Source organism: Magnetospira thiophila, from assembly GCF_054657015.1.
In genome coordinates, this window is sequence record NZ_BAAHXF010000002.1 from 372,307 (window position 1) to 387,304 (window position 14,998).

Here is a 14,998-nt window from a genome sequence, read left to right on the forward strand (position 1 = left end):
AAGGGGTGTTACTTCTTAGCGGGTCTGAAGGGGGGATTCCAGGGAATATGCTAAATCTCTAGATCGGCCAGGCTGTCGATCAGGGTCGTCAGATGCTCCCGCAGGCGCGGCAGATTGTCCCTGCGCAGGATCTGGGCTTCGTCCATGTAGAGATCGCGGTTGATCTCGATCTGCAAGGCATAAACCCGGTCCTCGGGGCGTCCGTAATGGCGGGTGGTATGGCCGCCGGAATAGGGAATGTTGCGGACGACCCGATAGCCCAGGTCGCCGAGCACCGTTTCCACCCGACGCAGCACCGACGGGGCACAGGTCTCTCCGAAGCCATCGCCGAGCACGAAATCAGCCCGTCGCCGTCCGCGATCCGGGTCCATGGAGCCGCCCACCGAGGGCATGGAATGGCAATCCACCAGCAGGCAGGTTCCAAAGGCGTCGCGGGTCCGTTCGATCAGCGACAGCAAGGCGGCGTGATAGGGCTCGTAGTAGGTCTTCACCCGCCATCGGGCCTCGTCGAAGGGCAGGGCGGTGCCGTAGATCTGCGCCCCATCGGTCACCACCTTGGCCACGGTGCCCAGGCCTGCCGCCACCCGGGGCGAAGCCGTGTTGACATAAGCCGGCAAAGGACCGTCGAACATCAGCGGGTCCATTTCCCAGGGTTCCCGGTTGGGGTCCAGATACACCCGCGGGAAATGCGCCTTGAGCAGTGGAATGCCGAGGCCGGGAGCGGCCTCGAACAATTCCTCCACAAAGGCATCCTCGGAGCGCCGCAGCGCGGTCGGGTCGAGCTTGGCCACGCGGACGAAAGCCGGGGGATAGATCCGTCCGCTGTGCGGCGAGGCGAGGATCAGCGGCCCGCGCGGCGGGTCGGCGTCAAGCAACTCCAGGGGCGGGTCGATCCTTGGATCGCCAAGGGGGGAGAGGTCGGAATCGGGGTGAAACAACAGGCGGCTCCCAAGCGGGCATCGAAGAGACTTATGGGATTACCCCCTGTCCGTCCGTTGCGCAAGCCAAGGCCGACGGAAAAGCCCACAGAACTATTGCATGGACCGACGATTGGCGCTAAAAGGCCGGTCTCCGGGCATCCCGTCGCCGGGGGACGCATGTGAGGGCGTATAGCTCAGCGGGAGAGCACTGTGTTGACATCGCAGGGGTCGCTGGTTCAATCCCAGCTACGCCCACCAATTCGAAGGGGTTGGAGCCATGGCTCCGGCCCCTTTTGCTATGGAATGGTTGGTTGCCTGCCGTTCCCTCATTGGCGATAATGATTCCCGTTTCTTTGAAAGTCATGAGGCAGCTTGTTTTGCACAAATAGAATGTGTGAAATGTATGGAGTTCGGAATCCTTGTCAATGAAAATTCTGTGGACTCTTCTGTTCGCTGTCTTAATGAGCGCCGATGCCGCGGCGAAACCTCTCGAACCGGTTTCAATCCAGTTTCATTGGCTGCCTCAGTTTGAATTCGCCGGTTTTTACATGGCGAAGGAAAAGGGATTCTACGCCGAGGCGGGCCTGGAGGTGACGATCCTTCCCTATGAAAGAAACAAAACCGACGTTGTCAGCGCGGTCATCTCCGGTCGGGCGCAGTTCGGCGTGGGCTATTCGTCGCTGGTCGCCGATTATTTCAGAGGAAAGCCTATCGTCGCTCTGGCGGCCGTTTTTCAGGATTCGCCCCTCGTCTTGATGGGACGTGACGATGACGATATGAAGACGCCGGAAGACCTTCGGGGCAAAAGGGTCATGATCGGCGGCGACGCGTTGGATTCAGCCTCGATCATGGCGCTGCTCTTCAGTCACGGCTTATTGCGCAACGACATCGTCAGGCAGGACCATTCCTACGATATCGAAGATCTGGCCCAGGGGCGGACCGATGCCATGACCGCCTACGTCAGCAATGAACCGTTCCATATGCGGGAACGCGGGTACGGCTATCGGATCTTCGACCCCAAGGAGAATGGCATTTCCTTCTATGGCGACCTGCTGTTTTCATCCGAGGCGCAGGTGCGTGACCATCCCAAGCGAACCCAGGCCTTTGTGGAAGCGTCCCTGGAAGGGTGGCGCTATGCCTTTGACCATATTGATGAAACCATTCGTCTCATTCAGGAAAAGTACAACGAACAGCGCAAATCCTATGAAGCCTTGCTCTATGAAGCCAATGTGCTGAAAACCCTGGCGATCAAACCGGGTATTCCACTCGGAGACCTTGATTATCGCAAACTCGAAAAAGCTTCGGATGCCTATCGACTCATGGGCATACGTTTGTCGGACCGCCCGCTTGCGGCATTTGTGTGGCAAGACAGCTTGCTGGCGAAAGCGCCCCTTACCTTCACCGAGGCGGAACGGGCCTTCATCCAACGAACCGCTATCACGGCCGCGACCACGACCAACTGGTTCCCAATTTCATTCGTCGATCCTGAGACCGCGGTGCCTCTGGGGATCGGGCACGACTTCTGGATGGAAATCGCCAAGGCGGCCGGTTTGCGGGTCAGAGTGACGCCCTTTAAAAGTTTCAAGGCGGAACTGGATGCGGTACGCGACAAAACGGTCGATGTCATTTACAGCGTGGGGAAAACGGAAGACAGGTTGGCCTACGCCTTGTTCACCAATCCCTACGCCAGTTTTCCCATTTCCATCGTGACCTCCAAGGACGAGAATTTCATCCCGGACCCGTCCTATCTCAGCGGCAGGAAAATTGCCGTTGGAAACAATTTCACGGCCCATGGGATGATGCGCGAGGCCTTTCCCCATTTGGATTACCTTCCGGTGAAAAACGTCAAGGAGGGTCTTGAGGCGGTTTCGCGCGGCGAGGCCTATGCTTTCGTGGATATTCTTCCCGTGCTCTCTTTTTCGATCAATCATTATGGATATACGAATTTAAAAATATCTGGAGAAACGGGCCTCAATTTCGATTTACGGATCATGGTGCGGGATGATTATCCTCAGCTTGTAACGGTACTGAACGAGGTTATTTCAAGAGTTTCCATTGAAAAGAGGCAGGAGATATTCAATAGATGGATCAATGTGAAATATGAAAAAGGTTATGATTACGTACAATATCTTCCATATTTTTTTGCCGTGTTGATTTTTGCCTCTTTGGTTTTTATGTGGATGTTCCGAGCCAAGCGTCGTGCGGAAAGGGCGGAAAAGGCCCTCACGACAAAGAGTCAGGCTCTGGAGGTGACCAATTCGGAGCTTCATCAGACCTTGATCCGCCTGAAGCAAACCAATACGGAACTTGATAGCTTCGCCTATGTCGCCTCCCATGATTTGCGTGAACCGTTGCGGATGATTTCCAGTTATCTGGAGTTGTTGATTAAACGCTACGGAAATCAATTGGACCAGGATGCCCACGATTATGTGGGCTTTGCCGTCGGTGGTGCCCAGCGCATGGACGCGCTCATCAAGGGGCTCCTGCAATATTCCCGTCTGCAGACTGCAGAAGGGAGTCTTTCCGAGGTGGATTCCGAGCAAGTTCTTGAAGAAGCCCTCGACAACCTGGAGGTCAGCATTTCCGAATCCGAGGGTATTGTTACTTTCGAAAATCTTCCGCGGGTGGTCGCGGACCGCTCGCAGTTAATACAACTGTTCCAAAATCTGGTGGGCAATGCGCTGAAGTATCGGTCGCAGGAGCGGCCCCCCCAAATCCATATAAGCGCGTCGACTAAGGACGGCATGGTGACGTTTTGCGTCCAAGATAACGGCATTGGCATGGAAGCGCGGTACTTTGAGCGGATCTTTTTGATCTTTCAGCGGCTTCACAGTCGGGAAGAATATGGGGGCACGGGCATCGGCCTCGCCGTGTGCAAGAAAATCGTCGAACGAAATGGCGGGCGCATCTGGGTGGAAAGCACGCCCGGGAAGGGGAGTTCTTTCTTTTTTACCCTGTTTGCTTCGGAATCCTGATCGGCCACGGTTGGGCGACGGCTTACTTGCGGGCCCGGGTCAGCCGCATGACCAGCAGCAGACTGACGGTCACCAGAATGAGTAACAGGGTGGCCAGGGCATTGATCTGTGGGTCGACACCCAGTCGAACCTTGGAGAAAACCACCATGGGCAGGGTGGTGGCCCCCGGCCCGGAGGTGAAGCTGGCGATCACCAGGTCATCCAGTGACAGGGTGAAGGCGAGCAGCCAGCCCGCCAGCAGCGATGGCGCGATCATCGGCAGGGTGATGACCAGAAACACCTTCAGCGGCCTGGCTCCCAGGTCGAGGGCGGCCTCCTCGATGGTGCGATCCACCTGCGACAGTCGCGATTGCACCACCACCGTCACATAGGCGACGGAAAAGGTGATATGAGCGATGGAAATGGTCACCATGCCGCGCCCCTGGGGCCAGCCGATGAACTGCTCCATGGCCACGAACAGCAGCAGAATGGATAGCCCCAACAACACCTCGGGCATGACCAGCGGGGCCGTCAACATGCTGTGGAACAAGGTCCGCCCGCCGAACCGCCCGAAACGCACCAGGGCGAGGGCGGACAGGGTGCCGAGCACAACCGCCAGACTGGCCGACAGGGTGGCGATTTTCAGACTCTGCCAGGCCGCCGAGAGAAGTTGCGCATTCTGGAACAGTTCGCCATACCATTTGGTGGAAAAACCGCCCCATACGGTCACCAGTTTCGACTGGTTGAACGAGTAAATCACCAGCGAGATAATCGGCCCATAGAGAAAGGCGTAAGCGAATATGGTCAGACTGGCGACAAAACCGGGGCGTCGGAGTCTCATGACTGCTTCTCCTCGGCCGCCAGTTGACGGCGCTGCCACAGAGTCAGCGGTGCCACCAGCAAAATCAGCAGCACCACCGCCACCGCCGAGGCCAGCGGCCAGTCCCGGTTGTTGAAGAATTCAGTCCACAGCACCTTGCCGATCATCAAGGTGCTCGATCCGCCGAGCAGGTCGGGGATGACGAACTCGCCGATGGCCGGGATGAACACCAGCATCGAGCCGGCGATGACGCCGGGCATGGACAGCGGCAGGGTAATGGACAGGAAGCTGCGAAACGGGCGGCATCCCAGGTCCGCCGCCGCTTCGATCAGCGCATGATCCATGCGCTCCAGAGTGGCATAGAGCGGCAGCACCATGAACGGCAGATAGGAATAGACAATGCCCAGATGCACGGCGAAGGCGGAATGGAGCAGGGGCAGCGGCTGGTCGATCACCCCCAGACTCATCAGCAGGTGATTGAACAGCCCTTCGTTCTTCAGCAGTCCGATCCAGGCATAGACGCGGATCAGGAACGACGTCCAGAACGGCAGAATCACCAGCATCAGCAACAGGTTGCGCCAAGGCGGTGCGGTTCGCGCGATGCCCAGCGCCATGGGATAGCCGATCAACAGGCAGATCAGTGTCGAAAGGGCGGCGACGCGCAGGGAACTCAGGACCGCCGACGCATACAGCGAATCATCGAGCAGGAAGGCGTAGTTGCTCAGGTTGGCGTTGATCTGCACCCACATCTCGCCGCCCCATTGGATGATATCCGTGTAGGGCGGAATGCCAATCCGGCTTTCCGAAAAACTGATCCTGAGCAAAATGAGAAACGGCAGCAGAAAAAACAGACTCATCCAACCGAACGGCAGGGCCAGGACCAGCGCCCGTTTCCAGCGCCGCCGGGTCATTGGGCGAGCACCACGGCGTTGTCCGGGTGCCAGGACAGAATCACCTCGTCCTCCCAGGTGATCTTGCGTTCCGCCGTGTGCTGATAATTGAGTTGCGAGGCTTGCACCGTCTTGCCGCCGTCCAGCACCACGTAATAGGTGGACATGTCGCCGAAATAGCGGATATCCGAGACTTGGCCGCGCAGGCTGTTGAGGGAAGGGGACGGCTCGCCGTCCAGTTGGATCGACAGTTTTTCCGGTCGGACCATGACCTGGACCGGCGCGCCCTCGGCCGCCGAACCGCGCCGAGTGACCCGGATGTCCTGGTTCAGTTCCGGGCACTGAACGATCAGACCTTCGTCCGTTTCGCCGATCAGCACGCCCTCGAACATGTTGGCGACGCCGATGAAGTCGGCCACGAATCGGGTCGCCGGGTATTCGTAGATCTCGCCCGGCGTGCCCACCTGTTGCAGCGACCCGGCATTCATCACCGCAATACGCCCGGACATGGTCATGGCCTCTTCCTGGTCGTGTGTGACCATGATGAAGGTGATGCCCAATTGCTCCTGCAAATTGACGATTTCGAACTGGGTCCGTTCGCGCAGTTTCTGATCGAGGGCGGCCAGCGGCTCGTCGAGCAGCAGCAGCTTGGGCCGTTTGATCAGGGCGCGGGCCAGGGCGACCCGTTGCCGCTGGCCGCCGGACAACTGATGCGGTTTGCGTTCGCTGTAGGAGTCGAGCTGCACCATATGCAGCATCTCGCGCACCCGATCGGTGATTTGCGCCTTGGGCAGGCCGTCCTGGCGCAGGCCGAAGCCGACATTCTGCGCCACGCTCATATGGGGGAACAGGGCGTAGGACTGAAACACCATGTTCACAGGACGCTCGTAGGGGGGGACATGGGTCATGTCCACCCCGTCGATGAGAATCCGCCCGGCTGTAGGTTCCTCAAAGCCGCCGATCATCCGCAGCAGTGTGGTCTTGCCGCAGCCCGAGCCGCCGAGCAGCGAGAACAGTTCCCCCTGATAGATGTCCAGGCTCAGGTCGTTCACCGCGATTTCGCCATCGAAAACCTTGGCGACATTCTCAATGCGGATGAACGGCCTGGCCTGGGGGTCTTTCCAGGGTTCCGGGCTCGGCGCGGCGGACCGGATCATTGGCCGGTTTTGACCCGCGTCCACAGCCGGGTGCGCAGCCGCTCGTAGGCCTGTGGCTTGACTCCGACCGAGAAGAAGCGATCCCGCACTTCCTGCGGCGGATAAATCACCGGGTCGGCCCGCCGCTCGGCGCTGACGAAGGCCTCGGCCCCCTTAACCGCGTTGGCGTAGCCCACCGCGTCAGTGATCGGACCGACCACATCGGGGCGCATCATGAAGTCGATGAAGGTATGGGCGTTGTTCGGGTGCGGCGCATCGACCGGGATGGCCATCACGTCGAGGATGATCTGCGCCCCTTCCTTGGGCAGCATGACGGTGATCTCGACGCCGTTCTTGGCTTCGATGGCGCGGTCGCGGGCCTGGATCAAATCGCCGCCGTAGCCATGGGCGACGCAGATGTCGCCGTTCGCCAGATCATTGATATAGCTGGAAGAGTGGATGTAGCGCAGGTTGGGGCGAATGGCCTCGATGACGGCGGCGGCGGTTTTCAGGTCCGCCTCGTCGGTGGAATTGGGGTCCTTGCCCAGCCAGGCCAGGGCCGCCGGGATGACTTCGTTGGGGTCGTCCAGCAGGGTGACGCCACAGCCCTTCAGCAATTCCGACCATTTGGGATCGAAAATCAGCGACCAGCTATCGGTCGGTGCGCCGGGCGCCAATTCCTGCACCTTGGCGACGTTGTAACCGACCCCGGTGGCGGCCAGCATATAGGGAATCGCGTGGGTATTTCCCGGATCGGCCGAGGCGAGGCTTTTCATCACCGCCGGTTCCATCTGATCGAGCTTGGGCAGCTTGGTCTTGTCCAGTTCGGCATAGATCCCGCCGCTGATCTGGCGGGCCAGGTACGGCTGGGCGGAGGGGAAGACCACGTCGTAGCCGGAATGTCCGGCCATCAGCTTGGCTTCGACGATTTCGTTGGAATCGTAGACGTCGTAACGGACCTGGATTCCGGTCTCGGCGGTGAAGCGGGCCAGGGTATCTTCGGCGATGTAATCGCTCCAGTTATAGACGTTCAGGACCTTTTCCTCATCGGCGCGGGCACCGTGGAGACCAAGGATCGCCAGGGCCGAAGCCGTGGCCGCAGCAAGCAGCAAGGTACGCATGGATGGAAGCCTCCCCAAGTCCGGAATGAAATGATCGCGGAGTATTTGGATCGCTTTTCCCTTCTGTCAATCGGATTTCTGCGTGCCGAGTTATTTCCCGACGATCACATTTTAAGTTGCCTAATTCGTGGGCGGAGTGACCATCTTAAAACACCATGGGTCGCGCTCTATAGGCTATTTCGGCCAATCGAAGATCCAGGATTTCTCCTCAATCTTCTCCTGCGGCTGATTATCTTTCCCCGTAATCACGGTACGCTGGGAGGTCGATACGGCGTAGGGCTGTAGGGTCTTGGTGTCTATGACGGCTTCCATGTGGTTGATTTGATCGATATCGATGAAGGCCGCTTCGATTTCTGCCCGTTTCGATGGAGCCCCCGCGATGCTCAACATCATATCAATCATCGCCGCGCGCAGTTGCTGCTTGTCGGTCTCCACTTCGGCGACGAAGCGGGCGCAAGTCGGACATTGGGGCGCGGTGCCCTTGTGCCGAATGGTGATCTGCTGATCCACTTCGGAATCGTATATGTTGATCTGCATCGGCAAAACCTGAGCGGTTCCCTCCACGGTCGGCCCGTAGCGCCACAGATCAACCCAATAGCTCCATTCCTCAGCGATCTTCGCATTGATCATTTGGCGCATTTGCGGAGTCTTCATCTGCTCGAAAATCTTATTCATCTGGCCGTCCGAGTCGCTTTTTTCGGTTCCGGCCGTTGTCTTGCCCAGCCAGTCCAAGATGGCGTCATAATCAAAATCCTCAATGGCAGTCAATGTGCCATCTTCGGAAATCCGGAAGGTGGGGGTATACCCCATTATCGCTTGAACCGGTGCGAGCGCAGCCTTGATTTCAGCTTTAGTCAACGCCTGTCCGTTCAGCTTCTTGAGTTCGAAATTTTGGCGGGAGATCGAATAGGTTTTGTCTTCCGAATTTATCCCGATACGTAATTCGAAAGCTGCCTCAAACGTATTGCCCTTCTTCAGTCCGCTATAATGGACTGGAACGCTCGTATTCGATGGCCAATGGAACGGTAAATTGGACTCGACTGCCTGAGCAGGAGCACCGAAGGAAAGAGCAAGTCCCCATGACGCCATCAAGGCAACGCGGAATCGGCGAATCCTATGTCGTGTCTTTTGTTTGGCCATGGGTCGGTTCCTTTTCCCCTGTTCGATTCGGATCGTGTGCGAGGCACCGAAAGGCGGTCTCACGGTAGCAATTTAAAAAATATGCAATATTATTAGTTGCTGATTGGTCGATATGCAAATGAAACTTTATGACCGGGTGCAGTCCCGGACATTCGACTTCCGCTCTTGACCCTGATTACAGATATGCTTGCAGGATGCTGGGAGAGCCTCATTTTTGCCAGGAGCGGACAATGGAATTTCCTATTGCATTATCCCAAAAGGATAGCCTCATGCTGAGGAAGCCCGAAGGGCTGTCTCGAAGTATGGGGTCAAGTTTTTTCACCCCCCAGACAGCCTCGCGCCCATCTGCTGACGTCTCCGCAATCCGATAAAAAATGCAGCGTCACCGTAATCTAATCCGTAATCCCCGATAAAAAATGCAGCGTCACCGTAATCCCTAAAAACACTTGAAAAATGCCCAAATCGTGGGCGGTTTGGCCATGCCGTCGCCACGCCCATCCATGCGGATTTTTGGCGGGGATCCGAGGGGTATGAAAAACGGAGAAGTCCGAGAATGGATTGAGCGACATCATCCGGGAATCCGTACGGCCTTCGTTCCTGCAACCCTCAGCGGGGCGATATCTGTCGCCTCTGTCTGCCAAGCTTGCCGCGTGGATTGAAGCATGTATAGAAATCGAGCGGTTGTGGGCGCGGCTCAATGCGCTTACTGCTGGGTACGCCTAGCTTTGGCATGTCACGAAGAGTACGCGATCCTCCCTCGTTTCAGGAGATTCCGATGGCTCGAAGAAGCCGTTATGCACCACCCATGTACCTTGCGGAGCTGGATATTATACAAGAAAGCCTTTCGCTGGAGCGGATCGCCTTTCAGCGCGGGAATGGGAACGATTACGATGAAGGCTGGATGCAGGACCTGTTATATCGGCACCCGGAAATCCTTCCGTTTGGGGAGATTGATCCGTCCTATGCGCCAGCCATCCCCATTTGCAGGGAAATGCCGACGGCTGCGGGGCCGATAGATATCGCCTATGTCACCCCGAACGGACAACTGACCCTCGTCGAATGCAAACTGTGGCGAAATCCGGAGGCTCGGAGGGAAGTCGTTGGGCAAATTCTCGACTACGCCAAAGAGGTCAGCCGATGGACCTACGACGATCTTTGCCGTGCGGTACGGCGAGCTGCCGGAGGCGGAGCCGATCCTGTTTACGAAATGGTTTCCCGACAAGATGATACCGTCGAGCAACCGGTGTTTATTGACGACGTGGCGCGCAATTTGGAGCGGGGCCGCTTCCTTTTGATGATTGTCGGGGACGGCATCCGCGAGGATGTGGAATCCATCACGGCCTTCCTCCAATCCCACGCCGGACTCCACTTCACATTTTCCCTGGTGGAATTGGCCCTTTACCAGATGCCGAAACCGGAACCGGGTGGGTACATCTTGCAACCCCGCGTTTTGGCTCGGACAGTGGAGATCGAACGGGCGGTCGTCCGACGGAGCGATGACGGGGTTCGGGTGGACTCTCCGAGTCCTATTTCCCCTCGAGGAGAGGCGGTGTCGCGAGGGCGACTGCCAACGTTGACGGAAGAGGAAATCCTTCAAACCTTGGCCGAGAAAGATTCGGAGATGGTGCGGCAGTTGCGCACCTTCCTGGCGAAGTGCCGGGAAATTGGGTTTCAGATCACCAGCCGACGGACATTGATTATACATTGGTTGGAGCATGGGCTGCCGCCGGTCAACTTCGGGTCCGTCGATCTGGAGGGAAATTTGAACACGTATTTTCTCCCGGACGCGCTCGTCAAGGCGGGAGGGGTTGAGGCTGCCGAACGAAGAGGTGGCCTGGGAAATTCAGACAGGGGGTTAAGTGGATTTTCTGCCTGAGAGCGGCGATGATGCCGTTGATCGGGAGGAACCATGACGAAGCGTACACGGCGGAACCACACAGCGGCTTTCAAGGCGAAGGTGGCTTTGGCGGCGATCAAGGGAGACAAGACGCTGGCCGAGTTGGCGCAGCAGTTTGATGTGCATCCGAACCAGATCACGACCTGGCGAGGGCAATTGCTGGAGGGGGCATCGGGGGTTTTCGGCGCGAGCCGATCCCAGGCGACGGTGCCGGTTGATCTGAAGGAGTTGCATGCCAAGATCGGCCAATTGACGTTGGAGAATGATTTTTTGGCCGGTGCGCTCGACAAGGCCGGCATGTTGAGCGTAAAGCGATGATCGACCGTGACCATGCCCTGCCGCTGAAACGGCAGGCGGAGGTGCTGCGGCTTAGTCGCGCCAGCCTCTATTACCAGCCCCGACCGGTGTCTGCCGCCGATCTGGCCATCATGCGTCGGATCGACGCATTGCACCTGGACTTTCCGTTCGCAGGCAGCCGGATGCTGCGCGATTTCCTGCGCAACGAGGGCGTTGAGATCGGCCGCGATCATGTCATCACGCTGATGCGGCGCATGGGGATCGAGGCCTTGTACCGGCGACCAAACACGTCAAAACCAGCAGCGGGACACAAGATCTATCCGTACCTGCTGCGCGGCCTACCCATCCTGCGTCCCAATCAGGTATGGGCGATGGACATTACCTACATCCCCATGGCGCGGGGGTTCGTCTATCTCTGTGTGGTGCTCGACTGGTGCAGCCGCCGGGTTCTGTCTTGGCGGGTGTCGATCACCATGACCGTGGATTTCTGTCTGGAAGCGGTCGAAGACGCGCTGGCCAAGTATGGCAAGCCGGAGATCTTCAACACCGACCAAGGCAGCCAGTTCACCAGTGCCCCATTCACCGGCCTGCTGCTGGACAACGGCATCGCCCTCAGCATGGATGGCAAAGGAGCTTGGCGGGATAACGTCTTTGTCGAACGGCTGTGGCGCTCGGTGAAGTACGAGGAGGTCTATCTTCGGGCCTACGACAGCGTTGGCGAGGCGCGGACCTCGCTCGGCCGCTATTTTGACTTCTACAATGGCAAGAGGCCACATTCGAGCCTCGGTCGGGTGCCGCCGGATAGGATCTACTTTGACAACCAGCCCCAGGCGGTGGCAGCATGACGTTCACTGCCGATGCGGGGCCCCACTCCAGTCGGGCTACGCCCTCCCTGCGTGAGGCCCCGCATCGGCGATACAACACGGCAACCGGCAGAGGCTCCACTTATCCAACGCCAAAAACTGTCTGAACAATCCCGGCCAGCTCTCGATACCTGGAGAGCATCGCCGCGCTGATACCTGGTGCGACAGTGATCCGCACAGGCAAACCTTGGACATGGCGAGTGGCTGTGAACGGCAAGCTTCCCCCCGTTAACACCCTCCTCAACCACCAGGACGAATGGCTGGACATCCTGAAAGAGGCGCTTTTCCTCGTGCAAAAAGCCAATGATCGGCAAAGTGCCGCGCCAGAATGATTGATCCAAATCTCAGTATATGACCAAAATGGTCAGTCCTTAGCGCCTATGCTGATGCTCGTGCAAATGCATAAAGGGGATCTGAAAGGGACAGAACATGTCACTTGCGCGACGCAGGCTACCGTGTCGTGGCGACCCTGACCCGGGTCCGGGCCGACCGGTGGAATGACCTTGATATGTGGTGGGAGATGATCACGATGGACCGGCGGTGATGTGCCTGCTTATTCCCATGGGTGCCGCTGTCTGGCTGGGGTTTGCTTTCGACAGCGGATGGGTCGGTTTGGGCGCGGCCCTGGTGCTCGGCGGTCTGTATGAGCATTTTTGGGGAGAGGGACTTCGGTGCTCGACTTCGGATGACGGAACCTTGCAAAGGGAGGCTCGTGTTCCGATCTGCCTCCTGCTCATTGCAGGAGGAGTCGGGACCTGGGTCGGTTTCAAGGTGGACAGCTTTTGGATCGGGCTGTTGGTCTTCCTGATCGTCTTTGGCGAACTTGCCGAAGCTGAAAAACCGCAATCCGTGCCTCGTGGGAAAGGCGGTGCCGGCAGGTGGGGACTGCTCGGACTGTTGACCGGCACCGCGCTGGTTGCATGGATGTTCAGCGACGATGACGAGGCCTGAGCGCTCGGGGCAAGGCCGTCCATGAGAGGGCCTGTGCGCTACCTCCATTTAGGATTACGTACGGATTACGGTGATGCTGCATTTTATCGGTTTCCAGGATTCCGGAGACGTCACCAGATGGGCGCAGGGTTGTCTGGGGGGTGAAAAACATAACCCCATACTTCGAGTCAGATCGTCGGGCTTCCTCAGCATGAGGTTGTCCTATTCGGCGCATGGCGCGGTATTTCAGCGACGCGCCACTGAACGAAGCCAACCACACCCGCTTGCTGTGCCATTGCGCCTCACATCCCCAGCGTCAGCATAATCCCCCGTGCTTTCGTATCAATGGGATAGCGCGGGCCGAAGTCGCCGATGGGGCTGAGGTGAGCGACCAGGCCGCCGGTCTCGGACCAGTGGTAGAGGGCGACGGAGGAGGGTTCGAGCACCAGACTCGATTGGGCGCCGGGGGAGAAGTCCAGGCCCATCTGGAACTGAACGCCCGGGGCGACGGTGGCTAAGGTACCGGCGAAACAGGTCTGCACCTGCCGATGCACATGGCCGCAGATGACACCGGCGATGTTGCTGTAGCCCTTGAGCAGGGTTTTGAGTTCTGCCGCCCCCTCGAACTTGTGAAAATGGCCGTCGAGGAATTCGACCCCGGTGGCAAACGGCGGATGATGCATGAAAATCAGGGTCGGGCGGTCGGGCTGTTCGTCCAGGCGGGCCTTCAGCCAGTCCAGCCGTTCGGCGCAGAGTCGGCCCTCATTGGCGTCGTCACGCTTGGTATCCAGGCCGATCAGCCGCAGCGGGTAGGTCTCGATGACCTGATGCAAGAACGTCCCCTCGGCGGGCACATGGCCGCCGGGAGACAGAATCTCGCGCATGGGTACCCGTTCGTCGTGATTGCCCGGAATGGCCACCCAGGGACAGGGCAGGTCATCGAGGATATGGTGCACCTCCCGGTAATTGAGCTCCGGGGCGTCCTTTTGCACCAGATCGCCGGTAACCAGGACAATGTTCGGGGTCGGCGTCAGATGTTGGATATGATCGACGCAGGCGGCCAGGGCCGCTTCCGCATTGACCAGATCTTTGATCGGCACGCCGTCGGTGCGCAGGTGTAGGTCGGAAATTTGTACAATCAGCATGGGGTGAGACCGCCATCACAGCCAAAGTTGAAAAGTTGGTGTTACATAGCCGATACGCAAGGTCGAACAAACCCTGTTTTTGGAGAAATCCGATGCCGCGATTCGCTGCCAACATTTCCTGGATGTTTTCCGAGTTGCCTTTTTTGGAGCGTTTCGATGCCGCCGCCGAGGCCGGGTTCTGGGCCGTCGAGTGCCTGTTTCCCTACGCCTGGCATGTCCAGGACCTGCGCGAGCGGCTTGATGCCAACGGATTGACCCAGGTTCTGATCAATACCCCGGCCGGGGATTGGCAGAGCGGCGAGCGCGGATTGGCGGCTCTGCCCGGACGGCGCCAGGCGTTCCGCGACGGCATGCATATGGCGCTGGATTATGCGGCGGAAATCGGATGCCGCCGCTTGCATCTGCTGGCCGGACGGGTGCCCGAGGGCGAGTCGCGGCAACGCTACTGGCAGACCTATCTTGAGAATCTGTTCTGGACGGCAGGGCTGGTCGAAGGCACTGGCGTCGAAATCATGCTCGAACCGATCAACGAAACCGACGTGCCCGGTTATCTTCTGTCCTCCACTACCTATGCCCTGGAGGCGCTGCAAGCCGTCGGGTCAAGCAGCCTATATATGCAATATGACATCTATCATGCCCTGCACATGGCCGAGCAGCCCGAGGACGTGCTGCGCCGTCATCTGCGGCGGATCCGCCATATCCAGGTGGCCGGGGTGCCGGACCGTCACGAGCCGGACAATGCGGACCTGGATTTTGACCGCCTGTTCGCGTTGTTGGACCAACTCAACTACAGCGGTTGGGTCGGCTGCGAATATCAGCCGCGCCACGGCACCCAGGAAGGCCTGGGCTGGGCGCGGGCCTATGGAATCGGTCACGCGGCGTGAC

At 58.5% G+C, this 14,998-nt stretch carries 13 protein-coding genes and 1 tRNA gene; 7 read left to right on the plus strand and 7 right to left on the minus strand.

All coding sequences use genetic code 11. From position 1 onward, the window contains the following. Nucleotides 1–50: 50 nt before the first annotated feature. Nucleotides 51–938, minus strand: coding sequence for an N-formylglutamate amidohydrolase (locus ACYQ1P_RS11370; RefSeq protein ID WP_460020474.1), 888 nt, complete (start codon nt 936–938; stop codon nt 51–53). A 165-nt stretch (nt 939–1,103) separates the two neighbouring features. Between ACYQ1P_RS11370 and ACYQ1P_RS11375 the strand changes: the two genes are divergently transcribed. Beyond that, nucleotides 1,104–1,178: transfer RNA gene (locus tag ACYQ1P_RS11375), tRNA-Val, on the plus strand. 167 nt (nt 1,179–1,345) lie between these two features. Then, nucleotides 1,346–3,895, plus strand: a complete 2,550-nt coding sequence (locus ACYQ1P_RS11380; protein WP_460020475.1) for an ABC transporter substrate-binding protein — start codon at nt 1,346–1,348, stop codon at nt 3,893–3,895. Between the two features lie 22 nt (nt 3,896–3,917). On the opposite strand, the gene ACYQ1P_RS11385 is transcribed toward ACYQ1P_RS11380, so the two are convergent. The 5 genes from ACYQ1P_RS11385 to ACYQ1P_RS11405 all read right to left on the minus strand — a co-directional run bounded on the left by ACYQ1P_RS11385 (nt 3,918) and on the right by ACYQ1P_RS11405 (nt 8,981). Continuing rightward, entirely contained in the window at nt 3,918–4,715 is a 798-nt protein-coding gene (locus ACYQ1P_RS11385; RefSeq protein ID WP_460020476.1) for an ABC transporter permease subunit, read from the minus strand. Further along, nucleotides 4,712–5,605 (minus strand): ABC transporter permease subunit, encoded by an 894-nt coding sequence (locus tag ACYQ1P_RS11390; protein WP_460020477.1) that lies wholly within the window; start codon nt 5,603–5,605, stop codon nt 4,712–4,714. Before ACYQ1P_RS11390 ends, ACYQ1P_RS11385 begins: the two co-directional genes overlap by 4 nt. Next, the gene (locus ACYQ1P_RS11395) at nt 5,602–6,741 is read right to left on the minus strand and encodes an ABC transporter ATP-binding protein (protein WP_460020478.1); all 1,140 of its coding nucleotides are present in this window, start codon (nt 6,739–6,741) and stop codon (nt 5,602–5,604) included. The genes ACYQ1P_RS11390 and ACYQ1P_RS11395 overlap by 4 nt, the downstream gene beginning before the upstream one ends. Further along, the gene (locus tag ACYQ1P_RS11400) at nt 6,738–7,841 is read right to left on the minus strand and encodes a polyamine ABC transporter substrate-binding protein (protein WP_460020479.1); all 1,104 of its coding nucleotides are present in this window, start codon (nt 7,839–7,841) and stop codon (nt 6,738–6,740) included. Before ACYQ1P_RS11400 ends, ACYQ1P_RS11395 begins: the two co-directional genes overlap by 4 nt. A 174-nt stretch (nt 7,842–8,015) precedes the next feature. Continuing rightward, a complete protein-coding gene (locus ACYQ1P_RS11405; RefSeq protein WP_460020480.1) occupies nt 8,016–8,981 on the minus strand; it encodes a hypothetical protein in 966 nt (321 codons plus the stop codon). 775 nt (nt 8,982–9,756) lie between these two features. On the opposite strand from ACYQ1P_RS11405, the gene ACYQ1P_RS11410 reads away from it, so the two are divergent. The 4 genes from ACYQ1P_RS11410 (at nt 9,757) to ACYQ1P_RS11425 (ending at nt 12,989) form a co-directional block, all read left to right on the plus strand. Beyond that, nucleotides 9,757–10,857 carry a PDDEXK family nuclease gene (locus ACYQ1P_RS11410; protein ID WP_460020481.1) on the plus strand — a complete coding sequence of 367 codons (1,101 nt, stop codon included), beginning with the start codon at nt 9,757–9,759 and terminating at the stop codon, nt 10,855–10,857. Nucleotides 10,858–10,890: 33 nt separating this feature from the next. Continuing rightward, nucleotides 10,891–12,020 (plus strand): IS3 family transposase gene (locus tag ACYQ1P_RS11415; protein WP_460018929.1). Its coding sequence is split into 2 segments (ribosomal slippage): nt 10,891–11,152 and nt 11,152–12,020, totalling 1,131 coding nucleotides; the frame shifts between segments, so codons are not numbered across the junction. 218 nt (nt 12,021–12,238) lie between these two features. Beyond that, nucleotides 12,239–12,370: a hypothetical protein gene (locus tag ACYQ1P_RS11420; protein WP_460020482.1), complete on the plus strand. Its 132-nt coding sequence runs from the start codon at nt 12,239–12,241 to the stop codon at nt 12,368–12,370. Between the two features lie 211 nt (nt 12,371–12,581). Beyond that, the gene (locus ACYQ1P_RS11425; RefSeq protein WP_460020483.1) at nt 12,582–12,989 is read left to right on the plus strand and encodes a hypothetical protein; all 408 of its coding nucleotides are present in this window, start codon (nt 12,582–12,584) and stop codon (nt 12,987–12,989) included. 281 nt (nt 12,990–13,270) lie between these two features. Here ACYQ1P_RS11425 and ACYQ1P_RS11430 read toward each other — a convergent pair whose 3' ends face one another. Further along, complete coding sequence (locus ACYQ1P_RS11430) at nt 13,271–14,113, minus strand: phosphodiesterase (protein ID WP_460020484.1); 843 nt, start codon at nt 14,111–14,113, stop codon at nt 13,271–13,273. A 92-nt stretch (nt 14,114–14,205) separates the two neighbouring features. Here ACYQ1P_RS11430 and otnI point away from each other — a divergent pair, with 92 nt between their 5' ends. Next, complete coding sequence (gene otnI, locus ACYQ1P_RS11435) at nt 14,206–14,997, plus strand: 2-oxo-tetronate isomerase (RefSeq protein ID WP_460020485.1); 792 nt, start codon at nt 14,206–14,208, stop codon at nt 14,995–14,997. Nucleotide 14,998 lies beyond the last annotated feature (1 nt).

Excerpts from the sequence above, each read along its gene's own strand:
- ACYQ1P_RS11400 (WP_460020479.1), bottom strand. The coding sequence starts at position 7,841 with ATGCGTACCTTGCTGCTTGCTGCGGCCACGGCTTCGGCCCTGGCGATC.
- ACYQ1P_RS11380 (WP_460020475.1), top strand. The coding sequence starts at position 1,346 with ATGAAAATTCTGTGGACTCTTCTGTTCGCTGTCTTAATGAGCGCCGAT.
- ACYQ1P_RS11425 (WP_460020483.1), top strand. The coding sequence starts at position 12,582 with ATGTGCCTGCTTATTCCCATGGGTGCCGCTGTCTGGCTGGGGTTTGCT.
- ACYQ1P_RS11405 (WP_460020480.1), bottom strand. The coding sequence starts at position 8,981 with ATGGCCAAACAAAAGACACGACATAGGATTCGCCGATTCCGCGTTGCC.
- ACYQ1P_RS11390 (WP_460020477.1), bottom strand. The coding sequence starts at position 5,605 with ATGACCCGGCGGCGCTGGAAACGGGCGCTGGTCCTGGCCCTGCCGTTC.
- ACYQ1P_RS11410 (WP_460020481.1), top strand. The coding sequence starts at position 9,757 with ATGGCTCGAAGAAGCCGTTATGCACCACCCATGTACCTTGCGGAGCTG.
- ACYQ1P_RS11430 (WP_460020484.1), bottom strand. The coding sequence starts at position 14,113 with ATGCTGATTGTACAAATTTCCGACCTACACCTGCGCACCGACGGCGTG.
- ACYQ1P_RS11385 (WP_460020476.1), bottom strand. The coding sequence starts at position 4,715 with ATGAGACTCCGACGCCCCGGTTTTGTCGCCAGTCTGACCATATTCGCT.
- ACYQ1P_RS11395 (WP_460020478.1), bottom strand. The coding sequence starts at position 6,741 with ATGATCCGGTCCGCCGCGCCGAGCCCGGAACCCTGGAAAGACCCCCAG.
- otnI (WP_460020485.1), top strand. The coding sequence starts at position 14,206 with ATGCCGCGATTCGCTGCCAACATTTCCTGGATGTTTTCCGAGTTGCCT.